Origin of the sequence: Solimonas variicoloris DSM 15731 (genome assembly GCF_000382285.1) — a bacterium.
Classification (GTDB): Bacteria; Pseudomonadota; Gammaproteobacteria; order Nevskiales; family Nevskiaceae; genus Solimonas; species Solimonas variicoloris.
This window is the reverse complement of sequence record NZ_KB907937.1, coordinates 16,740-37,249: the sequence shown is the minus strand read 5'-3', so window position 1 is coordinate 37,249 and position 20,510 is coordinate 16,740. Positions and strand designations below refer to the sequence as shown.

Sequence of the window (20,510 nt, the reverse complement as noted above, 5' to 3'; positions counted from 1 at the left end):
TAAAGAATAAGACGGTTCTGGTAACGGGCGCCCTGATGCTCGCAAGCGCGCCGGCGTGGGCCCAGAGCGGCTCCGAAGCCGCTAGCGCCGCCGCCAGCGAACTGAAAGGCTTCGCCGCACCGGCCCTGCAGGCTCCGGTCGCTTTCGGCGCGCGCTGGGGTACGTTCGGCGCTGGCGTCTATGGCCAGACCTGCGATTGCAACACGGATGATGCCGATGGCTCGCTGGGCGTCGCTTTCGGTCTCGGCGATCCGGACAAGTACGCGGCGCTGGAAGTCTCGGCGGTCGCGGCTTCGCTGTTCGGCGACAAGGGCGCTTCGGACGGCTTCGGCGAAGCCGGATCGATCGGCCTGAAACTGCACACCAATCTGCCGGGCTTCGCCTCGTTCGCCGTCGGCGTCAACGGCACCGGCCGCTGGGGCAGCGAGAGCTACAAGAACTCGAACAAGTCGAGTGTCTATGCGGTCGCCAGCAAGATGCTGCCGGTCGGCCAGTTCGCGACGATCCTGAACATCGGCATCGGCGATGAGATCTACAACGAACCGAACAAGAGCGGCGCCAACGTGTTCGGTTCGGCCGCGTTCTACTTCACGCAGCAGATTTCGGTGATCGCCGAGTACACCGGCCGCTTCACCAACGCGGCGGTTTCGGTTGCCCCGTTCCGCTCGTTCCCGCTGACGGTCACGCTCGGTGCCACCAACCTCGGCGAGCGTTACGGCGGCGACGTCGAGTTCGCCGGTTCGGTCGGCGTCGGTTTTGCGTTCAACTAAGGAGGCAGCACATGCGCAAGCACACCCTCATCAAGATCGCCTTCGCGGCAATCGTGGCCGGCGCGTCGCTTCCGGCGATGGCACAATCCGGCAGCAGCGGCAGCAGCGGGACCAGCGGCAGTGCCGGCCTTGGTATTGACTTCGCGGGCCTAAGCACGGCCAGCGGCACCGGCAATCCTTACATCAGCCTCCCCGGCTCGTCGAATCCTGGCCGAATGGGCGGCCCGATCGAAGGCCTCCGGGAACACTTCACGAAGACTAAGCCGTCGCAGCGGTCAAGCTTTTGATGACTGCGGGAATATCTTTACGAAAAGCCCCTCGCAAGAGGGGCTTTTTTATGGGCTCCGCACTGCTTCATCTCGCGGCTGTGCTCAACTCGGATTCGGCCTGCTCCGTGTAGTTGCGGTGTGCAAGCCCGAATTTCGAGGAAAGGTACGCCGCGCATGAGCCTGCGCAGACAGGATCAGTCCTGCGCAGCCTTGGTGGCGACCTTCGTGAAGCGCGGCGAAACTTCGACCAGCTGCTGCTTCGGTCGGTAGGTCTGGAAGTAACCCTTGACGCCGGTGAAGATGCTGGCTGCCAGCTTGCCCTGATAGTCCTCGCTGGCGAGCAATTTTTCCTCGTGCGGATTGGTGATGAAGGCCGTCTCGACCAGCACGGACGGAATGTCCGGCGCCTTGAGCACGACGAAAGCGGCCTGCTGGACATCCGACTTCTGCAGATTATTGACCTGCCCCATCGAGCGCAGGATGCGCGAGCCGATATCGAAGCTGGCCTCCATGGTCGCGCTTTGCGACAGATCGATCAGGACCGCAGCCAGATCGTTGTCCTTGCCGTGCAGTTCGACGCCGCCGACCAGATCGGCCGCGTTTTCCTTGTTTGCGAGCCAGCGGGCCTGTTCGTTGGTGACGCCGCGATCGCTCAGCACATAAACCGCCGTGCCCTGCATCTCCCGTTTCGTGAACGCATTGCAGTGGACCGACACGAACATATCGGCCTGGTGCTTGCGCGCAATCTCGACGCGCTGGCGCAGGCCGACGTAGTAGTCTCCATCGCGCGTCAGCACGGCGCGCATGTTCGGCTGCGTATTGATCAGCAAAGCCAGCTTGCGCGCAATCGACAGCGAAACATCTTTTTCTTGAAGGCCCGAAGCGCCGCGCGCGCCGGGATCTTCGCCGCCATGTCCCGCATCGATCGCGACGACGATCGGCTTATCCTGCAGACGGGTCCCGCCACTCGTGCTGGCAGCCGGCGGCACTGCCGCGGGTGCGGGCACCGGCGCAGCGGTCTCGGAATCGCCAGGGGATGCGGCACTGTTGCGGACAAGATCGACGACAACGCGGTGTCCGTACTCTTCGTTCGGCGCCAGTTCGAAGCTCTTGGCGTCGACGCTACCGGTGACGTCGAGCACGACGCGAATGCCGTCATCCCGCGGACCGCTGCGGATCTGCTTGACGAATCCTTTGGGAAGCGCGCGCGACGCACGCTTGATGCTCGCGGCATCGAGACCGGACAGATCGACAACCACACGATCCGGGTTGGCGAGCGTGAAGACCGTCGGCCGGCTCGCCGCGCTGATGTCAAAGACGACGCGCGTCGAATCCGGGCCGTCCCAGACGCGCAAATCCTTCAGCTCCGCCGCCTGCAGCAGCGGCGCAGCGAACAGGAGCGCCAGTCCGATCCCCCAACGCATACATCCCTTCCTCGCGGATTTGGCCGGAACAGTAGCCTATTTTTTATTCAACCGCAAATTTTAATCCGTCCAAACATGAAGATAGCGATCATTCTTCATGAAGGGCTCGAATCTGCGGGAGCGCTCGTACCCAGCTGCGCGCACAGCTCGGCCATCAGGCCAGCGTCATCGCTCTGCAGACAGGCCCGACGCCCGTGGCCGGCATCGGACAGATCGACGCACACGTTCGGGGCCGGCAGGAAGCCCTCGCCGCGCTCCGGCCATTCGACGAGCCAGAGGCTGCGCTCCGGCGAAAAATCGCGAACGCCGATCGCGACCAGTTCTTCAGGGTCGTGCAGACGATAGAGGTCCATGTGCAGGATCGGCGGACGTCCGCTGAGCTCATAGATCTCCAGCAAGGTGTACGTGGGACTGCGCACCGCACCGGCGACGCCCAGCGCCCGCAGCAGACCACGCACCAGCGTCGTCTTGCCGGCGCCGAGATCGCCGCGCAGGTACACGACGCCGCCACCCGCCAGCACGCGCGCCAGCACGCCCCCCAGCGCTTCAGTCGCTGCGCTGTCGGCCAGAACCTGCTCGATTCTCACGACATTCCCCTGCGCACGGGATTGACGATCGTGCGCAGGCGATCGATCAGGTCGCTCGGCAACAGGCCGCGCTCACCGGCCGACGCCGCCGCGTCGCCGGCCAGCGCATGCGCGAGCACACCGGCCTGTGCCGCGAGCGCTGCGGCCAGCCCCTGCGCCCGCAGCGCCGCGATGATGCCGGTCAGCGCATCGCCCATACCGCCGACGGCCATGCCGGGATTGCCGAACGGGCAGACGAGCGGCGCAACGCCGCTGACCATGGTGCCGGCCCCCTTGAGCACGACGGCCGCGCCATAACGCGTCTGCAGGGCATGCAGCGCCGCCGCCCGATCGGACTGCACGGCCGCGGACGTCGCGCCCAGCAGACGTGCTGCCTCGCCCGGATGCGGCGTGAGTACCGTATCGCCGAGCACGGTCGCCGGCGCCGCCGCCAGCAGATTCAGCGCGTCGGCATCGAGCACGCGCGGTTGGCTCGAACCCATGACCTCTGTCCACAGCAGGCGCGCCCAATCGTCGGTGCCAAGCCCGGGGCCGATCGCCACGACTGTCGCGCGCGCCATCAGTCGCCGCAAGCCGGCGGCATCCTCGATGCCATGGCACATCAGCTCCGGCTGCACCGCCGTGAGCATCGCCGCGTGCTCGTGGCGCGTGGCGATGCTGACCAGCCCCGCACCGGCACGCAGTGCGGCACGCCCGGCCAGCAGCGCCGCCCCCATCATGCCGAGATTGCCGCCAACCACGAGAACGTGTCCGTGCTCGCCCTTGTGCGCGGTCGGGACGCGCGGCGGCAGCACGGCATCGAGATCGACCGCGGCCTGCAAGCGCGCAGCCGGCGCCATCCCTTCATGAACCTCGGGGCCGAGCTCAAGCCCGGCAAATTGCACCGCGCCGCAGACGGCAGGCCCCTGCCCGGTATGCAGGCCCAGCTTGCGGCCGATGAAGGTGACCGTCAGATCCGCCTGCACCACGGCTCCGTAGTCGGCCGCGCCGCGCGTCGCATCGAGCCCGGAGGGAATGTCGATCGCCACCACGCCTGCGCCGGCGGCGCGCGCCTGTGCGATCGCCGTGATCGCCAGCTTCGATGCATCGTCCAGCGTCCGGCTCAGGCCCGTGCCGAACAAGGCGTCGGCCACGACATCGGTGGCCGGCAAACAGGTCGGCATCGGCAGCACTGCACCGCCATCGCCTTTCCAGGCCGCGCAAGCGAGCGCCGCGTCGCCCTGGCGGGGCTCGCCGCTCACGGCGTAGAGCTGCACGATCCAGCCGGCCGCGCGGGCCAGCCGCGCGAGCTCGTAACCGTCACCGCCGTTGTTGCCGCTGCCGCAGATGACCGCCAGCGACCGCGCGCGCGGCCAGCGTTGCTGCACGGCGGCCCAGCAGGCACGCGCCGCGCGCTGCATCAGGGTGTATCCGGAGATCCCGAAATCCTGGATCGCACGCCGATCCAGCTCACGCGCCTGGGCCGCCGTATAGAGTCGCCGAGCGATATCGTCCATGTCCGACAGTATAAGAGCCGTCCGCGCGGCACCCGCATACAATCGCGTTTCAGCCCTTCGCCCCGCCGTACCGATGCCCGTTCCCGACCCACAGCGACTCGTGACCGATATCCGGTCCTGGGCACAGGAATGCGGCTTCGCCGACGCCGGCATCGCGCGTCTCGAACTCGGCGAGGACCTTCAGCACCTGCGCGACTGGCTGGCCGAAGGCTTCCACGGCCAGATGGCGTGGCTCGCGCGCGACCTGCCGCTACGGGAACATCCGCAGCGTCTCCGCCCGGGCACGCTGAGCGTGATCTCGGTGCGCATGAACTACCGAGGCGATGCCGCTGCCGCCGATGCGGTGCTCGGCGATGCGAGCAAGGCCTACATCTCACGCTATGCGCTGGGTCGCGACTATCACAAGCTGGTACGAAGCCGCCTGCTCAAACTGGGCCGCCGCATCGAAGCTGCGGTCGGACCACACGGCTACCGCGTGCTTGCCGACAGCGCTCCGGCGCTCGAGAAGGCATACGCACGCAATGCCGGGCTCGGCTGGATCGGCAAGAACACGCTCGTGCTCAACCGCACGGTCGGTTCATGGTTTTTCCTCGGCGAGATCTATACCGATCTCGAGCTACCGCCCGACGCATCGCCGCCAGCCGACAACCTTTGCGGCCGCTGCTCGGCCTGCATTCGGATCTGCCCGACCCAGGCCATCATCGCGCCGTACCGGCTCGACGCGCGGCGCTGCATCTCCTATCTGACGATCGAGCATCACGGCTCGATCCCGCCGGACCTGCGGCCGCTGATCGGCAACCGCATCTTCGGCTGCGACGATTGCCAGCTGGTCTGCCCCTGGAACCGCTACGCGCAGCGCAGTCCCGAGGTCGATTTCGCACCACGCCACGGACTCGATGCGCCGCAGCTGCTCACGCTGTTCGCCTGGGACGAATCCGAATGGCTGCGCCGCACCGAAGGCATGGCACTGCGCCGTGCCGGCTATGCCCGCTGGCTGCGCAATCTGGCGGTCGCACTCGGCAACGCGCCGGCCACCGAGGAGATCGTTGCCGCCTTGCGGGGTCGCCTCGACGACCCTGACGAAACCGTGCGCGAGCACGTCGCATGGGCGCTCGAGCGTCAGCGATCCGCAACAATCGAAACGGCGCCGTCGCGACTCAGCTCGCGTTGAGGCGCAGCTTGCGCATCAGTTCTTCCGTCGACGGATCGAGCGGACCATCCGCCTGCCCGTCGAGGATGCGGTTCGCCAGCTGCTTGCCGAATTCGACGCCCCATTGATCGAACGCGTTGATGCCCCACAGCACGCTCTGCACGAAGGTGCGGTGCTCGTAGAGCGCCAGCAAGGCGCCGAGATGGAAAGGATCGACCCGTGGCATCAGCAGCGTGTTGCTCGGCCGGTTGCCCGGAAACACGCGATGCGGAACGGCCGCCTCCAGGGCGGCGCCCTCCAGGCCCTTGGCCCGCAGTTCGGCGCGTACCTCGTCGGCGCTCTTGCCGCGCATCAGCGCCGAAGCCTGCGCCAGGCAGTTGGCCATCAGCTTGCGATGCATGTCGCGAAACGGATGATCGGCGAAAACCGGCAGGATGAAGTCGACGGGGTGCACCGCCGGCCCCTGGTGCAGCATCTGGAAATAGGCGTGCTGGGCGTTGGTGCCGACACTGCCCCACAGCACCGGAGTCGTCGCATAGTCGACGGCGACGCCGTCGCGCGTGACGCGCTTGCCGTTCGACTCCATCTCCAGCTGCTGCGCCCAGGACGAGAACAGCGACAGGCGCTGCGCGTACGGCGCCAGCACGTGGCTGGTCGTGCCCAGGAAATTGCCGTTCCAGACCGACAACAAACCCATCAGCACCGGCAGATTGTGATCGAGCGGCGCACGCCGGAAATGCACGTCCATGCTGTGCGCGCCGCGCAGCAGCTCTGAAAAACGCGTCGGGCCAAGCGCCAGCATCGCACTCAGACCCACGGCGCTCCACAGCGAATAGCGGCCGCCGACCCAATCCCAGAAGCCGAACATATGATCGGCGTCGATCCCGAAAGCTTCGACGGCTTCGCGATTGGTCGAGACCGCGACGAAATGCTTGCTGACCGATTCGATGTCGAGCGACGACGCCAGCCACGCGCGCGCGTGCAGCGCGTTGGCCAGGGTCTCCTGCGTGTTGAAAGTCTTGCTGACGACGATGAACAAAGTTGTCTCGGGCCGCAGCCGCGACAGCACCGCATGCAACTCGGCGCCGTCGACATTGGCGACGAAATGCGGCCGTGGACCATCGATCATCGGCCCGAGCGCGTGGCATACCAGGCGCGGGCCGAGATCCGAACCGCCAATGCCGATGTTGACGATGTCGGTGATGCGCTTGCCCGTCACACCGCGCCAATCACCGTCGCGCACTCGCTCGGCGAAGTGCCGCATGCGATCGAGCACGGCATGCACTTCGTCGCCGACGCGGCGTCCGGCGTCACGAAAATCGGCGACGCACGGCGCGCGCAGCGCCATGTGCAATGCGGCGCGATTCTCGGTGCCGTTGATATGCGCGCCGCTGAACAGGCGCTCGCGCCAGACTTCGAGCTGTTGCTGACGCGCCAGCCCGAGCAGCAGCTCCAGCGTTTCGCGACTGACGCGCTGCTTGGAGTAGTCGAGATAGAACCCGACGTCCTCGCAGACGAAGTGCCGCGCTCGAGCCGGATCGTGCTCGAACAGATCTTGAATGCGCACGCCGTCCATCGCGGCTGCGTGAGTAACGAGCGCGCGCCATGCCGGCATCGCGCTTGCGGTCTTGGGAGTGGGGGCGTTCATCTGCGCCCAAGACTAGCGACTTGCGGGCGCCGCGAAAACTCCCGAAACGAGTGAAAGCTGCGCCAGATCCCGAATGCGCGTCAGAGCCAGTGGTAGTTGAAGCTGATACTGACGCGCTCGCTGTCGATGCGGCTTGCCGGCACCTCATGGCGCAGCCAGCTTTCGAACAGAATGAGCTGTCCGGCCTTGGCCGGATAGACGATGTGAGGCTGCTGTGACTTCGCGCCAGGCCGGCGCGGCGGCGCAGCCATCAGCTTCGAAAGGCGGGGATCCTCGAACTTCAGACCGCTGCTGCCGCGCGGCGTCCGCACGTAATAGGTGCCGCTGAGCACGGCCTGCGGGTGAATATGGAAGCTGTGCGCGCAACCGCGCGGCATGATGTTGATCCAGCAGTCGGTCATCAGCAACCGGCCGCCGCGCAGATTCCATTGCAACGCATTCGCGTAACGTCGCACGTGCGCGTCGACCTGTCGGCGCAAGGTGTCGAAGGTCGAGGAAAACTGGTGCAGCCGGTCGAGCGATCCGTAGCTGGTATAGCCGAGCGGATAGTTCGGCTCCGACCACTTGCGCCCGGCTGCGTCATGCTCGCGAATGCGATAGCACTCGTCGAGCAACTCTGCATTAAACGCCCGCAGGCCTTGCGCCTGCAGGCGTTCGCAGTAGATCAGCGTGGGAAACCACGCCTCGACGCGCTTCACGCGCTGGCGGCGGGCTGAACCGGAATCGTGTTCGCGGTGCGGACGACGCGGTTCTTTTCGTCTAGATAGACCAAGCTCGGCTTGTAGACGCGCGCCGCGGCTGCATCCATCGACGCAAACGCGCAGATGATGACGCGGTCACCGACGCCGGCCTTGTGCGCGGCAGCGCCGTTCACCGAGATGATGCCCGACCCCGGCTCGGCCTTGATGGCGTAAGTCGTGAAACGCTCGCCGTTCGTGATGTTGTAAATCTGGATCTGCTCGAACTCGAGGATATTGGCCAGTTCGAGGAGCTTGGCATCGATCGCGCAGGAACCGTCGTAGTCCAACTCGGCGTGCGTCACGCAAGCGCGATGCAGCTTGCATTTCAGCAGTTGCAGTTGCATGGAGGGCCTCAGGAATTGTTGCTGCGTCGGCGGCCCAAAAAGACATACGCCGGCGCTCGCGGATCTCGATAAAGGCGGGCGGCCCACAAAGACATACGCCCGGTGCTTGTGATGATGGTCACAAAGCTCTGGGCCGCGATTCTAGCCCATTTCGCTCTATGATCAAACCGTTTCCGTTATAAGACCGATGTTGTCAATCAGCCTCGTATTGCCCAGAAAAGATGCCAAAAGGACGCGAAATTCGTGGTCGGCCGCGTCCGGCTCGCTCAAGTCGGGCCGCCGGACGGTCAAATATTGCGGACGAAATCCGGCAGCCTCGAGGCGCTCGGTCTCAATCGCGCACAGCGCGGCGTAGTCGCGCCGGCCGGCGCGCAGTGCCTCGCCGACGCGCTGCAGGGCGGCATACAGCATCGCCGCCTGTGCCCGCTCGGCCGGCAGCAGGTACTGGTTGCGGGACGACAGCGCCAGCCCGTCCGCCTCGCGCTCGGTCGGCACGCCGACGATTTCCACCGGCATGTGCAGATCACGCGCCATCTGCCGGATGACCAGCAGTTGCTGGTAATCCTTTTCGCCGAACAGCGCGACATCGGGCGCCACCAGCGTCAGCAGGATGTTGACGACCGTGGCGACACCATCGAAATGCCCCGGCCGGAACGCGCCTTCAAGCAGACCGGCATAGCGCGGCACGCTGATCACCGTGAAGCCGTCGCGGCCGTGCGGATACATCTCGGCGACGCTCGGCGCGAACAGCAGGTCGCATCCGGCCTGGGCGAGCTTGTCGGCGTCGGCCTCCAGCGTGCGCGGATAGCGATCGAAATCCTCGTTCGGCCCGAACTGCAACGGATTGACGAAGACACTGGCGACGACGCGGTCGGCGCGGCGGCGCGCGGCTTCGACGAGACGCAGATGACCGGCATGCAGATTGCCCATCGTCGGCGTCAGCGCAATCCGCGCCCCTTCGCGCCGCCAGACCTGCAACTGTGCGCGCAGCGCGTCGATATGGTGAACGGTGTCCATCACGCGCGCGGCACCTTCATCGCGGTCTCGGCCGCCGCGCCGACCGGCGGCGACGCCAGCGAAGCCGCCGCTCCCGGCAGGGCCCTGGAAACCTCGGCGAAGCTGTGCTCGGCATCCGGATAGGCGCCGGTCTTGACCTCGTCAACGTACGCGCGAATCGCGGCCTCGATGCTCGCTGCCCCGTCCATGTAGTTCTTCACGAAGCGCGGACGGCGCCCCAAGGTGACCAGCGGCGAAATATTGAGGATGTCCTGCAGCACCAGAATCTGGCCGTCGGTCGCCGGGCCGGCGCCGATGCCGATCACGGGGACTGGCGAGATCTCGGTGATGCGACGGCCGAGCTCGGACGGGATGCACTCGAGCACCAGCAGATCGGCGCCGGCATCGGCCAGCACTTTGGCGTCGTGCAACATCGCCTCGGCTGCGGCGTCGTCGCGTCCCTGGACCTTGAACGCCCCCATCTTGTGGACGAACTGCGGCTGCAGGCCGAGGTGCGCGCAGACCGGCACGCCGCGGATGGCGAGATACTCGACGATCGCCGCCTGCTCGCGGCCGCCCTCGAGCTTGACCATCTTGGCCCCGCCCTCCTGCATCAGGCGCTGCGAAGCATCGAGCGCGCGCTCGAGCGTGGCGTACGACAGGAACGGCAGATCGGCGACCAGGAACGCGCGCTTGAGCTGCGGGGCGACGCATTTGCTGTGATAGACGACATGATCGACGGTGACCGGCGTGGTCGTCGTGCCGCCCTGCATGACCATGCCGAGCGAGTCGCCGACGAGGATGACGTCGACTCCGGCACGGTCCTCGACGAGCGCGAAACTCGCGTCGTAGCAGGTGAGGCTGGCGATCTTCTCGCCGGCCGCGCGCATGCGGCGCAGCTCGGCGACGTTGACGGGCTTGGCAACTTCCATGTGAGGGCTCCCGGAAGACTCGGCGTCGCGCCTCGTCGTCAGTGTCGAGGCGGGCACGCGGCTTCGATGGGGAAACGCGCGCGGCCCAAAAAGACATACGCGCGGCGTTTACGGGCTTTGTGAAAAGGGCGGCCCACTAAGGCAGACACCCGATGCGCGCCGCCCGCGGCCCGGCGGCCGAGTGCGAAGCGGGCGCAGTGTAGCCCATTCGAACGCCCGGTCAATTGCCGGAATCCCACAGCGCCAGACCTTCGTTGCCGATCCGCGCAGCACACTCGCCGACGCGGCCGAGACCGGGCACCTCGAGCGCCGGTGCGATCTCCGCCCAGGGCACCAGCACGAAGTTGCGCTCGGCGATCCCCGGATGCGGCAGGCGCAGCTCGGGCGTGTCGTGGACGAATCCTTCGACGTGCAGCAGGTCGAGATCGAGCGTGCGCGGCCCCCACTTGATGTCGCGGACGCGGCCGGCGTCGCGTTCGATCGCGAGCAGAGCCTGCATCAGTTCGGCGGGCTCCATCGCGGTATCGAGGCGCGCCACCGCATTGCAGAACTCGGGCTGCTCGCGCGGCCCCATCGGCGCGCTGCGGTACAGGGACGAATGCGCGACGACCTCGCCGAGTTCACGCAAGCGGGTCAAGGCCCAGCGCAGCCGCGCCGGCGGGTCGCCGAGATTGGCGCCGAGCCCGATGTAGGCGCGGCGCTTCACTCCGCGACGGGCTGAGCGCCCGGACGCCGCCGTCCGCGCCCGCCGCGGCGGCGGCGCTTGCGCGGCGCCTCTCCTTCCTCGGTCGCCGCGGCCTGCGTCAGCGGCGGCAGACCACCGCCGGTCTGCGCCTGCGTCCACCAGTCGGCGAGCTCCTGCGACACCTCGCCGGACTGCGCACGCAGCAAGAGAAAATCATAGGCGGCGCGGAAGCGCGGATGGGTCAGCAGGCGCTGCGCGCGCCCGCCGCGGCGCATGTCGAAGCGCGGCTGCAGTGCCCAGATTTCGCGCATCGGCACCGAGAAGCGCTTCGGAATCACGATGTGACGCTGCGATTCGAGAAGGATCTCGTCCGACGCCTGTGCGATCGCAATGTTGGTGTGCCCGTCATCGCCGTTGCAGAGCTTCTGCATGCGCGCCTGCACCGCCGGCCACAGCAGCGCTGCATAGAGGAACGCCGCACTGACGGTCTGGTCGGCAGCGATCCGCTCGGCGGTGTTCTCCAGGGCCCGTTCGATGAAATCACAGGCCTGAGGCCTTGCCATCGCCGTGTCGGCGTGCGGCAGCAGATGCGGCAGCAAGCCGTACTCGCGCAGGCCGCGCAGATTGGCTACCGCGTCGCGGCACTGCAGCAGCTTGACGACCTCGTCGAACAGGCGTGCCGCCGGAATCTCGCGCAGCAGCGGCGCGAGCTTGCGGATCGGCGCCGCCGTGCGCTTCTCGATGTGGAACTTCAGCTTGTTGGCGATGCGCACCGCACGCAGCATGCGCACCGGGTCCTCGCGATAGCGCAATTCCGGATCGCCGATCAGGCGGATCACGCCCGCCTTGATGTCGTCGAGTCCGCCGGCGAAATCGACGATCGAGAAATCGCGGATGTCGTAGTACATCGCGTTGACCGTGAAGTCGCGGCGGAACGCATCGCTCTCCAGCGTGCCGTACTCGTTGTCGGCAAGGATGCGGCCGGTCTCGTCGCGTTCGTGGCTTTCGGTGATCGGGCCGCGGAACGTCGTCACCTCGGAGATCTCGTCACCGAAGCGCACGTGCGCAATCACGAAGCGCCGGCCGACGAGGCGGCACGAGCGGAAGATCTGCCGCACCTCCTCCGGTCGCGCATTGGTGGCGATGTCGAAATCCTTGGGCTCCATGCCGGCCAGCAGGTCGCGGACACCACCGCCGACGACGTAAGCCTCGTAGCCGGCATCCTTCAGTCCATAAAGAACCTTGAGCGTGCCGGACGGCAGGAGGGAGCGCGATATCGGATGTTCCGCGCGCGGCACCCGTTTCGGGGTGGGAATTTTCTTGCTGCGCGGAAACAAGGTCTTGAGCCAATTCATGAGGCGCGTATAATACGCGGCCTCTTGCAGCGCAAAAAGGCGCAAAGAGAATCCAGTTTCAAGCTCCTATCGTCTAGAGGCCTAGGACGGAGCCCTCTCAAGGCTTAAACCCCGGTTCGAATCCGGGTAGGAGCGCCAATGCGCAAGCCCCGCCAAGTGCGGGGCTTTTTGTTGTCGACGCAGGGCAAAGGCGCCGCGCCGCCTGCGGACTTCAACCGACCGCCCGGGCAACCGCCCGCGAGTCGCCCGGCCGCGACAAGCCGTGGGACCCCAAAGACGCCGGCCCAAGCGCCGGACCTGTGCCGCGGAACGGGCGGACGGCTCGGGCAGCCGTCCGGACCCTTCGGTCCGCGACCGAGCCTCAGGCCGCCGCGCGCACCGGCGTGCCGCCGAGCGCCTGCTCCAGATCCTTGAGCAGCGCCACCAGTTCGCCGGACATCAGCGCGAACTCGGCATCGAACTGCTCTTCCGGACTTAGCGTCGCCGCGTCTTCGCGCGCCTTCTCGATGTCCTCGAAGCGCAGCTTCTTGACCTCGAACTTGTCGGTCAGCACGAAGCTGACGCGATTGTTCCAGCGCAGCCCCAGGCGCGTCGCCAGCTTGCCCTCGCTGATGTGCTTGCGCACTTCTTCACCGTCGAGCGTGTGGCGCAGGTAGCGAACGGTGGGCTTGGTCTGGTCGTTGCCGCGCAGCTCGCATTCCTGATCGAGATCGAAAGTGCCCGGCGCATTGCCGCCGGCGAGCCAGGCGGTCATCGCCGCCCCGGGCGACTGCGCCAGCTCCGGCAGTTCCAGGCTCAGGCCTTCGACCGCATCGCGCAGCACTTCGAGCAGTTCCTCGGCGCGCGCCGGCGAGGCGGCGTCGACGACGACCCAGCCCGACACCGGATCGAGCCACGCGCGCGTGCTGCGCCGCTTGGCGAAGGCACGCGGCATCAGCTCGGCGATCACCTGATCCTTGAGGTCGCGCAATTGCTTGCGGCCCGGCTTGAAGCCTTGCCGGGACGCCAGCTCCTCGGCACGCTCATCGACCGTCTGCTTGACGACCGCCGACGGCAGCAGCTTCTGCTCGACACCGAGCGCGATCAGCATCTGCCGGCCCTGTGCATAGACGAGTTGGGGGCTGGTCGCCGGCGCGACCCAGCCGCGGCTTTGCGGGTTGAGGCCAACGCAGGGCTGCAGGGGATGCTTGGCGAGACGCTCTTCGAGCGCACCGGGCGCGAGCGTCCACTCGCCGGCCAGACGATAGGTCTGCAGATTCTTGAACCACATGGCGATACGGGAACCGGCTGGGCGCGGCACCGGTCGGCACCACGCAGGAAAATCGGAAGAGTTGGCGAGTTTAGCAAGTCGCGCGCCGCGACTGTGCCGCCCGCGCTGCGCGGGCCGAGCGGCGCGCGAGCACCGACCGGCGGCAGTGGCGGAATCGGTTTCCGACGGCCGGAGCCGCCGGGCGGAATAGCGGCAAGCGGACCTCGCGCCGCTTCAAGCAAGCTTGCGGCGACCGGAACAGGGACATTCCAGGGGGAATGAGTGAATCCGATTTATCTCGCGGGCCAGTACGACACCGGCCTCGTGGTGCTGTCGTATCTGGTGGCGGCGTTCGCTTCGTACTCGGCGATCGATCTGGCCCATCGCATCTTCCGCAACCCCGAGCGGCAATGGCTGTGGATCGGCCTTGGCGCGATGGCGATGGGCACCGGCATCTGGTCGATGCACTTCATCGGCATGCAGGCATTCTCGCTGCCGATCTCGCTGGGCTATGACCTGACGCTGACGCTGGGCTCGCTGGCCGCCGCCATCGTCGCATCGGCGCTGGCCTTGTATATGGCGAGCCGCCGCGAGATGGGCCCGAAAGCCGTGGTCGTCGGCGCCACCCTGATGGGCCTCGGCATCAGCGTCATGCACTACAGCGGCATGTATGCGATGCAGATGCGTCCGGGCATCGTCTGGAACCCGCTGCTGTTCACCGCCTCGGTCATGATCGCCGTCGCCGCATCCGGCACGGCGCTGTGGATCGTCTTCAACCTGCGCCGGCTGAAGGACGGGCTGCAAATGCCGGCACGCCTCGGCGCCGCGCTGATCATGGGCCTCGCAGTCGTCGGCATGCACTACACCGGCATGGCCGCAGCCAGCTTTCCGGTCGGCTCGATCTGCGGCGCCGCCAGCAGCCTCACCGGCGCCTGGACGGCGACGCCGGTCGCCGCCTTCACGGTGCTGCTGACGACGATGATCATGATCCTGGCGGCACTGGATGCCCGCAAGCAGGCTCGCCTGCGCGAGGAGCGCTTGCAGCAGGCCCAGGAGGAACGCGCGCGCATCCTCGCCCTGCACGACCCGGAAACGATGCTGCGCAACCGCGCGTCGTTCCAGCAGGAAGCCGTCGGCTTCATCCAGCGCTGCGGCCGCAGCGGCGCGAAATTCGATCTGTTCTATGGAGCGCTGCGCTTTCCCGAAGGCGGCGACGAAAGCATGGCGATGAAGATCATCGCCGACCGGATCCGGCCGCTGGCGCGCCCGCACGACTTCCTCGCCCGCTACGGCAAGGCCGAGTTCGCGCTGCTGCGCATGCGCGACCCGATGGAAGGCGCGCCAGTCCTGTTGCGCGACCAGCTGCTGTCGGCCTGCACGATGCCGATCGAGGTCGGCGCGCAACGCCTGGTCCCGCAAGCGCACGTCGGCTGCGGAACTTTCCCCGACCACGGCCAGAATTCGCGACAGCTGCTGATGGCCGCAGCCCGCAGTGTCGACCCGCAAGCCGGCCCTGCCCCGAGCAAGGGCGCCGGCACACAGCGTCCGGTCGCGGCCTGAGCCCCCCTTACGCCTGCCGAAAGCCGCGCTCGCCGCGGCTTTTCTTTTGTCGGTCCGCGGCTATGCTGGCACCTTTCCCGTCTTCAGCCTCGTCGATGTCCGACTTCCTCTCGCCTGCCCCGCTCTGGCGCCGCCTGCTCGCCGCGGTCTACGACAGCCTGTTGCTGGTCGGTCTGTGGATGGCGGCTTTGCTGGTCGAAATGCTGGTGCGCGACGCGCTCGGTGCGGAGCGCCATTGGGCCGTGCTGCGCGCCTACCTGTTCACCGTCGGCCTAGTGTTCTTCGTCTGGTTCTGGACGCATGGCGGTCAGACGCTGGGCATGCGCGCCTGGCGCCTGCAGTTGCTCGCCGGCGACGACCGGCCTCCGTCATGGCTGCAAGCCGGGGCGCGCTACGCCGTGATGCTCGCGGTTTGGGGCATGGTCCTGACGCCGCCGCTGGCGCGCCTGCCGCATCTGCGCGAACTGCCGCATGCCGGACCGACCAGCCTGGCCTGCGCGGCGCTGAGCGCGCTCGCGCTGCTCGCCATGCTCGCCGACGGGCGCCGGCGCGCGCCGCAGGACTGGGTCAGCGGCACGCGCGTCGTCACCCTGCCGAAAGCCGGCCGATCCGCAACCGGCCCGTCCTGAGCACGCCGGCCGGCCGTGCCGGCGCGGCGACGGCGCTCCTTACTGCTTCGGCTTCGGCCGCACGACCTGCGGCTCGAGATTGGCCCGCACCTGGCGGGCATCGAACGCCTTGACGTCGTCGTCCTTCTTCTTGCCGGCGAACATCACGACGTTGGCTTGCGCCTCGTACTCGGTGATCGGCGTGGCGGTCGTCGTGCCGAGGCCGCCGTACATGCCGCGCGGATACCAGTAGTAGCTGCCCCAACCGTAGTAGCCGTTGAAGCTCTGCAGATAGCGCGTATTGGCCTCGGTGCTGTCGGTGACGAGCACGAAGTAATCATATCCGGACTGCAGCGTCAGCTCGGCGGCGCGGTACAGCAGATAGTTCTCGACGGTCTGCTTGGGCGTGTCGGAATTGCCGGTGAACGTCACGCGATAGCGGTTCTGCTCGATGCGCTGCTCGCTGTAGCCGTAACCGCGCTCGGCCGGCTGGTAGGGCGTCGCCGCTGCACAGGCCGCGAGCGTGGCGAACGCCGTGAGCATCAGCAGCCGCGGCGCGTAACGATAGGGGGAAGCCACCATGGTCATGCTCCTGTAAACGCCGCGGCCGAGGCACAGCGCGCCTCCGCGGCACGAAGCGCATTATGAATCGTCGCGCGCCGGCCGGCGTAACGAAGTGTAGGGCTGCGTCAGCGCGCGCGTTGCAGCCGCCAGACCGCCAGACCCGCCAGTGCCGCCGTCGGCAGACCGGCGGCGAGCACCGGCGCCCAGCCAAGGATCTGCCCGATGCTCGCGGTGACCTCGTTGACAACGTAGAACACCAGGCCGACGACGATGCCGACCAGCAGACGCTGCCCGGCGCCACCGCCGCGCTGCGAGCCGATCACGAACGGCACCGCGAACAGCATCATGGCCACCACGGTCAGCGGCGTGACGATCTTGCGCCACAGCGACAGCCGGTAGCTGCGCGTGTCGAGGCCGTTGCGGTCGAGGTAGGCGATCAGCCGCATCAGGCCCGGCGTGGTCAGGGCGTCGGCCTCGAGCACGAACAGGCGCAACACGTCCGGCGACAGATGCCCCTGCGTGTCGAGCTCGTCGAGATGCTCGGCGATCACCTGCTCGCCCTCGAAGCGCGTGCGGGCGATGCCGGTCAGGCGCCAGTGGCCATCGACGTACTCGCCGTGCTCGGCGCGCAGCACGGACTGCAGGGAAAGATCGTCGCCGAGCTGGTAGATCTCCAGTTCGGCGACCTCGCGCTCCGAAATCAGGGTGCCGATGTGCATGACGGCGGTGCCGTCGCGCAGCCAGACCGGGCGCGTCGCCAGGCCGGCCGGAGCGCCGTCCTTGGCCTGGTCGCGAAAATCGCGCGCCGCCTGCGTGCCGGCCGGCGCCAGCACGTCGCCGAGCAGCACTTCGAAGCCGCCGAACAGCACGCCGGCCAGCAGCGCCGCCGCGCCGATCTGCATCACCGTCATGCCGGCCGCGCGCATCGCCGTGATCTCGTTCTGCGCCGCCAGCGTGCCGAGACCCATCAGCGTGCCGAGCAGGGCGATGACCGGCATCAGCGTATACAGGCCGGTCGGCACCATCATGGCCGTGTAGTACAGCAGCTGGACCACGCCGAAACCGCCCTGCCCGGCCTGGTCGATTTCGGAGACGAAACTGATGAAGGTGTAGATCGCCACCAGCGCCAGCGCGACGATCGCCGAGAAGCTGACGATGTGCGTGACCAGATGCTGCGTCAGGCGCCGGGTCATGCGTGGCTCCCGCCGCCACGCCGGTGCAGCCAGTTCTGCTGCCGGGCGATCAGGAACAGTGCAACCGCCAGCATCAGCCCATGCACCCACCACAGTCCCAAGGCGCCGATCGGCTTGTCCTTGGCGACCCAGGACTGCGCGATGCCCATCAGCTGCGAATAGACCAGATAGGCGACGATGCCGAGCACCAGCTTGCCGTAACGTCCCTGGCGCGGCCGCACGTACGACAGCGGCACCGCCAGCAGGGCCAGCACGAACACCGCGATCGGCGCGCCGATGCGCCATTCGAGTTCGGCCCGGTCGCGCGGATCATCGGTGCCGAGCAGTTCGCCGGTCGGCTGGATCTTGCGCTTGGAACTGCTGTAGAGAAACGCCGGCGGATTGATGTGGGTCGTCAGCCGGTCGAAGTGCATGACGTCGAAGCGGGTCGTGCCCGGCTCGCCGACGTAGCGATAGCCCTGCTCGAGCACGACTTCGCGCGCCCCCGTGGCGGCATCGACGGACTGCGCGCCACTGCGCGCCGTGACGAAGCTGGCGCCCTGCGCTTCGCGCACTTCGGCAATGACGTTGTCGAGCTGACTGCCGTCAGCGCTCATCCGTTCGGTGAAGACCACGGCGCGGCCGTCGGCGATCGACTTGAAATGGCCTTCCTCGAACGGATTGAACTTGATGAAGCGCACCGCGTCCTTGACGAGGTAATCCGAGGTGCGCCCCGCCCACGGCCCGATCTGGAACGCGAGCAGCGCGGTCAGCACCGCAAGGCCGGCGCCGAGCAGCAGGAACGGCCGATACAGCGGCCACAGTCCCACGCCGCAGCCGGTCATCGCCGCGATCTCGTTGTCCTGGTAGAGGCGGCCGAGCGCCATCATCACCGCGAGCAGCAGCGACACCGGAATCAGCAGCACCAGGTACTGCAGGCTCGACAGCGCCGCCACCTGCAGCAGCAGGTTCTGCGGCAGCTCGCCGGCCGCCGCCTGCGCCAGATAGCGCGCGAACCGCGTCGACAGCATGATCGCCAGCAGCACCAGCGTCACGCCGAGCCAGGCACTGCCCGCTTCGCGCAGCAGATAGCGTCCGAGTACGCCTTTCATCTCTCTCCAAATGTCGTTCCTGCCTGCGCTGCCGCCGTGGCCGCCGGCGCGGCCCTGCGCGCCCTGCCGTCACCACGCGTCCCGCGCAGGCGGATCATTCAAATTCGCCCCCGGAAACCGGCAAATCGGGAAATCCCCTGCTTGTTCCGGCGGGTTCAAGCGCTAGAATGTGAAACTTCTCACATTCTAAAAGGTTTTTCGTTCCTGGCAGCCGCCGCCCCAGCATCGAGCGCGGGTCGGCCCTGGGCCGCATTAAACCTGAAGAGCCTCAAAGAGCCGAGTCCGTCCATGGAATACTTTGTAAAAAGCGGAAATCCCGAAAAGCAACGCGTTGCCTGCGTCATCGTCGGCATTTTTGATCGCCGCTCGCCGACCGAGGCCGCCGAGACGATCGACCGCGTCAGCGACGGCGCGATCGCCACGGTGATGCGTCGCGGCGACATGGACGGCAAGCTCGGCTCGACGCTGATCCTGCACAACGTCGCGGGCACTTTCGCGGATCGCGTGATGCTCGTCGGTCTCGGCAAGGAACGCAACTTTGACGAGACCGCGTTCCGCAAGGTGCAGGCGGCCGTCGCCCGCGCCCTGCGCCAGACCGGCGCGATCGATGCGGTGTCCTACCTGACGCACCTGACGATCAAGAATCGCGACTTCCAGTGGAATGTCGCCCATGCGCTGACCGCCACCGAGGACGTCTTCTACCGCTTCGACGAATGCCGCGGCGCGCGTGCGCGCGAAGAGGTCCAGCCGCCGAAGCTCGAACGCTATACCTTCGACGTGCCGCGCCGCTCCGACCTGCCGGCCGGCGAGCGCGGCCTCGCCGAAGCGCTGGCGATCGCCAAGGGCGTGGCGCTGGCCAAGGATCTCGGCAACCTGCCGGGCAACATCTGCACCCCGGCCTACCTCGCCGAGCGCGCCAAACAGCTGGCGACGCAGTACCCGATCAAGACCAAGATCCTCGACCAGGCCGAGATGGAGAAGCTCGGCATGGGCGCGCTGCTGTCGGTCGCCAAGGGCTCCAGCCAGCCGCCGAAGCTGATCGTCATGGAGTACCTGAAAGGGCCGAAGGGCGAACGCCCGATCGCGCTGGTCGGCAAGGGCCTGACCTTCGACGCCGGCGGCATCTCGATCAAGCCGGCGGCGCAGATGGACGAAATGAAGTTCGACATGTGCGGCGGCGCCGCGGTGTTCGGCACGCTGACCGCGATCGCCGAGCTCAAGCTGCCAATCAACGTCGTCGGCGTGGTCGCCGCGACCGAGAACCTCATCAACGGCGACGCCAACAAGCCGGGCGACATCGTCACCAGCATGGCCGGCATCACCATCGAGGTGCTCAACACCGACGCCGAAGGTCGCCTGATCCTCTGCGACGCGCTCAGCTACGTCGAGAAGGAATACGAGCCGGTCACCTGCATCGACATGGCGACGCTGACCGGCGCCTGCGTGGTCGCGCTCGGCAGCGTCGCCTCGGGCCTGTTCAGCAATACGCCGGCGCTGGGCCGCGCGCTGCTGAACGCCGGCGAGCAGGTCGGCGACCGCGCCTGGGAACTGCCGCTGTGGCCGGAGTACGACGAGAACCTCAAGAGCGAGTTCGCCGACGTCGCCAACATCGCCACGCGCGGCGGCCGCGAGGCCGGCGCGATCATCGGCGCGAGCTTCCTGCACCGCTTCACCAAGAAGATGAAGTGGGCGCATCTGGATGTTGCCGGCACCGCCTGGGTCGGCAAGAAATCGACGGGACGGCCGGTACCGCTGCTGACGCAGTATCTGCTCAACGTCGCCGCCAAGAAGGAACAGGACTAAACACCAGGGCAAGGCGGCCGCCGGTGCGGGCCGGCGGCCGGCGGCG

General features: G+C 67.2%; 20 protein-coding genes and 1 tRNA gene. 7 read left to right on the top strand and 14 right to left on the bottom strand.

The genetic code is table 11. The annotated features are described in order from the left end of the window. Positions 1 to 35: 35 nt before the first annotated feature. Both H149_RS0113950 and H149_RS0113945 read left to right on the top strand, forming a co-directional pair. The gene (locus H149_RS0113950) at positions 36 to 770 is read left to right on the top strand and encodes a hypothetical protein (protein ID WP_020650383.1); all 735 of its coding nucleotides are present in this window, start codon (positions 36 to 38) and stop codon (positions 768 to 770) included. An 11-nt stretch (positions 771 to 781) separates the two neighbouring features. Next, positions 782 to 1,057 carry a hypothetical protein gene (locus tag H149_RS0113945; RefSeq protein WP_020650382.1) on the top strand — a complete coding sequence of 92 codons (276 nt, stop codon included), beginning with the start codon at positions 782 to 784 and terminating at the stop codon, positions 1,055 to 1,057. Positions 1,058 to 1,233: 176 nt separating this feature from the next. On the opposite strand, the gene H149_RS0113940 is transcribed toward H149_RS0113945, so the two are convergent. The 3 genes from H149_RS0113940 to H149_RS0113930 form a co-directional block, all read right to left on the bottom strand. Beyond that, the gene (locus tag H149_RS0113940) at positions 1,234 to 2,463 is read right to left on the bottom strand and encodes an N-acetylmuramoyl-L-alanine amidase (RefSeq protein ID WP_020650381.1); all 1,230 of its coding nucleotides are present in this window, start codon (positions 2,461 to 2,463) and stop codon (positions 1,234 to 1,236) included. A gap of 95 nt (positions 2,464 to 2,558) precedes the next feature. Beyond that, the gene (tsaE, locus tag H149_RS0113935; RefSeq protein ID WP_020650380.1) at positions 2,559 to 3,050 is read right to left on the bottom strand and encodes a tRNA (adenosine(37)-N6)-threonylcarbamoyltransferase complex ATPase subunit type 1 TsaE; all 492 of its coding nucleotides are present in this window, start codon (positions 3,048 to 3,050) and stop codon (positions 2,559 to 2,561) included. Next, positions 3,047 to 4,546 carry a bifunctional ADP-dependent NAD(P)H-hydrate dehydratase/NAD(P)H-hydrate epimerase gene (locus H149_RS0113930; protein WP_039749047.1) on the bottom strand — a complete coding sequence of 500 codons (1,500 nt, stop codon included), beginning with the start codon at positions 4,544 to 4,546 and terminating at the stop codon, positions 3,047 to 3,049. Before H149_RS0113930 ends, tsaE begins: the two co-directional genes overlap by 4 nt. A 73-nt stretch (positions 4,547 to 4,619) precedes the next feature. Here H149_RS0113930 and queG point away from each other — a divergent pair, with 73 nt between their 5' ends. Next, the gene (gene queG / locus H149_RS0113925; protein WP_026353172.1) at positions 4,620 to 5,717 is read left to right on the top strand and encodes a tRNA epoxyqueuosine(34) reductase QueG; all 1,098 of its coding nucleotides are present in this window, start codon (positions 4,620 to 4,622) and stop codon (positions 5,715 to 5,717) included. On the opposite strand, the gene pgi is transcribed toward queG, so the two are convergent. The 7 genes from pgi to pcnB form a co-directional block, all read right to left on the bottom strand. Then, a complete protein-coding gene (gene pgi, locus H149_RS0113920) occupies positions 5,704 to 7,311 on the bottom strand; it encodes a glucose-6-phosphate isomerase (RefSeq protein ID WP_211213606.1) in 1,608 nt (535 codons plus the stop codon). The genes queG and pgi overlap by 14 nt on opposite strands. A 113-nt stretch (positions 7,312 to 7,424) precedes the next feature. After that, a complete protein-coding gene (locus H149_RS0113915; protein WP_020650376.1) occupies positions 7,425 to 8,042 on the bottom strand; it encodes a TIGR02466 family protein in 618 nt (205 codons plus the stop codon). Next, entirely contained in the window at positions 8,039 to 8,428 is a 390-nt protein-coding gene (gene panD, locus H149_RS0113910) for an aspartate 1-decarboxylase (protein ID WP_020650375.1), read from the bottom strand. The genes H149_RS0113915 and panD overlap by 4 nt, the downstream gene beginning before the upstream one ends. Before the next feature lie 162 nt (positions 8,429 to 8,590). Further along, a complete protein-coding gene (panC, locus tag H149_RS0113905; protein WP_020650374.1) occupies positions 8,591 to 9,445 on the bottom strand; it encodes a pantoate--beta-alanine ligase in 855 nt (284 codons plus the stop codon). Further along, positions 9,445 to 10,356: a 3-methyl-2-oxobutanoate hydroxymethyltransferase gene (panB, locus tag H149_RS21090; protein ID WP_020650373.1), complete on the bottom strand. Its 912-nt coding sequence runs from the start codon at positions 10,354 to 10,356 to the stop codon at positions 9,445 to 9,447. Before panB ends, panC begins: the two co-directional genes overlap by 1 nt. A gap of 220 nt (positions 10,357 to 10,576) precedes the next feature. Beyond that, positions 10,577 to 11,062, bottom strand: coding sequence for a 2-amino-4-hydroxy-6-hydroxymethyldihydropteridine diphosphokinase (folK, locus tag H149_RS21085; RefSeq protein WP_020650372.1), 486 nt, complete (start codon positions 11,060 to 11,062; stop codon positions 10,577 to 10,579). After that, positions 11,059 to 12,396, bottom strand: coding sequence for a polynucleotide adenylyltransferase PcnB (pcnB, locus tag H149_RS0113885; protein WP_020650371.1), 1,338 nt, complete (start codon positions 12,394 to 12,396; stop codon positions 11,059 to 11,061). Before pcnB ends, folK begins: the two co-directional genes overlap by 4 nt. Before the next feature lie 62 nt (positions 12,397 to 12,458). Here pcnB and H149_RS0113880 point away from each other — a divergent pair. Further along, positions 12,459 to 12,534 (top strand) — tRNA-Glu (locus H149_RS0113880). A gap of 223 nt (positions 12,535 to 12,757) precedes the next feature. On the opposite strand, the gene H149_RS0113875 is transcribed toward H149_RS0113880, so the two are convergent. After that, the gene (locus tag H149_RS0113875) at positions 12,758 to 13,666 is read right to left on the bottom strand and encodes a recombination-associated protein RdgC (RefSeq protein WP_020650370.1); all 909 of its coding nucleotides are present in this window, start codon (positions 13,664 to 13,666) and stop codon (positions 12,758 to 12,760) included. A gap of 261 nt (positions 13,667 to 13,927) precedes the next feature. On the opposite strand from H149_RS0113875, the gene H149_RS21080 reads away from it, so the two are divergent. Together H149_RS21080 and H149_RS22280 are read left to right on the top strand one after the other, a co-directional pair. Then, complete coding sequence (locus H149_RS21080; RefSeq protein WP_020650369.1) at positions 13,928 to 15,205, top strand: MHYT domain-containing protein; 1,278 nt, start codon at positions 13,928 to 13,930, stop codon at positions 15,203 to 15,205. Positions 15,206 to 15,300: 95 nt separating this feature from the next. Next, positions 15,301 to 15,834 (top strand): RDD family protein, encoded by a 534-nt coding sequence (locus tag H149_RS22280; protein ID WP_020650368.1) that lies wholly within the window; start codon positions 15,301 to 15,303, stop codon positions 15,832 to 15,834. 39 nt (positions 15,835 to 15,873) lie between these two features. On the opposite strand, the gene H149_RS0113860 is transcribed toward H149_RS22280, so the two are convergent. The 3 genes from H149_RS0113860 to lptF form a co-directional block, all read right to left on the bottom strand. Then, entirely contained in the window at positions 15,874 to 16,395 is a 522-nt protein-coding gene (locus H149_RS0113860; RefSeq protein ID WP_026353168.1) for a CC0125/CC1285 family lipoprotein, read from the bottom strand. A gap of 107 nt (positions 16,396 to 16,502) precedes the next feature. Next, the gene (gene lptG / locus H149_RS0113855; protein WP_020650366.1) at positions 16,503 to 17,570 is read right to left on the bottom strand and encodes an LPS export ABC transporter permease LptG; all 1,068 of its coding nucleotides are present in this window, start codon (positions 17,568 to 17,570) and stop codon (positions 16,503 to 16,505) included. Then, entirely contained in the window at positions 17,567 to 18,661 is a 1,095-nt protein-coding gene (gene lptF, locus H149_RS0113850; protein ID WP_020650365.1) for an LPS export ABC transporter permease LptF, read from the bottom strand. The genes lptG and lptF overlap by 4 nt, the downstream gene beginning before the upstream one ends. A 288-nt stretch (positions 18,662 to 18,949) precedes the next feature. Here lptF and H149_RS0113845 point away from each other — a divergent pair, with 288 nt between their 5' ends. Continuing rightward, entirely contained in the window at positions 18,950 to 20,464 is a 1,515-nt protein-coding gene (locus H149_RS0113845) for a leucyl aminopeptidase (RefSeq protein WP_020650364.1), read from the top strand. The last annotated feature ends 46 nt before the right edge of the window (positions 20,465 to 20,510 follow it).

Bases quoted from the DNA above. Each gene is read 5' to 3' on its own strand.
- panC (WP_020650374.1), bottom strand. From the start codon at position 9,445: ATGGACACCGTTCACCATATCGACGCGCTGCGCGCACAGTTGCAGGTC.
- panD (WP_020650375.1), bottom strand. From the start codon at position 8,428: ATGCAACTGCAACTGCTGAAATGCAAGCTGCATCGCGCTTGCGTGACG.
- H149_RS0113860 (WP_026353168.1), bottom strand. From the start codon at position 16,395: ATGGTGGCTTCCCCCTATCGTTACGCGCCGCGGCTGCTGATGCTCACG.
- pcnB (WP_020650371.1), bottom strand. From the start codon at position 12,396: ATGAATTGGCTCAAGACCTTGTTTCCGCGCAGCAAGAAAATTCCCACC.
- pgi (WP_211213606.1), bottom strand. From the start codon at position 7,311: ATGCCGGCATGGCGCGCGCTCGTTACTCACGCAGCCGCGATGGACGGC.
- queG (WP_026353172.1), top strand. From the start codon at position 4,620: ATGCCCGTTCCCGACCCACAGCGACTCGTGACCGATATCCGGTCCTGG.
- H149_RS0113950 (WP_020650383.1), top strand. From the start codon at position 36: ATGCTCGCAAGCGCGCCGGCGTGGGCCCAGAGCGGCTCCGAAGCCGCT.
- H149_RS22280 (WP_020650368.1), top strand. From the start codon at position 15,301: ATGTCCGACTTCCTCTCGCCTGCCCCGCTCTGGCGCCGCCTGCTCGCC.
- H149_RS0113940 (WP_020650381.1), bottom strand. From the start codon at position 2,463: ATGCGTTGGGGGATCGGACTGGCGCTCCTGTTCGCTGCGCCGCTGCTG.
- H149_RS0113845 (WP_020650364.1), top strand. From the start codon at position 18,950: ATGGAATACTTTGTAAAAAGCGGAAATCCCGAAAAGCAACGCGTTGCC.
- lptF (WP_020650365.1), bottom strand. From the start codon at position 18,661: ATGAAAGGCGTACTCGGACGCTATCTGCTGCGCGAAGCGGGCAGTGCC.
- H149_RS0113930 (WP_039749047.1), bottom strand. From the start codon at position 4,546: ATGGACGATATCGCTCGGCGACTCTATACGGCGGCCCAGGCGCGTGAG.
- lptG (WP_020650366.1), bottom strand. From the start codon at position 17,570: ATGACCCGGCGCCTGACGCAGCATCTGGTCACGCACATCGTCAGCTTC.
- H149_RS0113875 (WP_020650370.1), bottom strand. From the start codon at position 13,666: ATGTGGTTCAAGAATCTGCAGACCTATCGTCTGGCCGGCGAGTGGACG.
- panB (WP_020650373.1), bottom strand. From the start codon at position 10,356: ATGGAAGTTGCCAAGCCCGTCAACGTCGCCGAGCTGCGCCGCATGCGC.
- H149_RS0113945 (WP_020650382.1), top strand. From the start codon at position 782: ATGCGCAAGCACACCCTCATCAAGATCGCCTTCGCGGCAATCGTGGCC.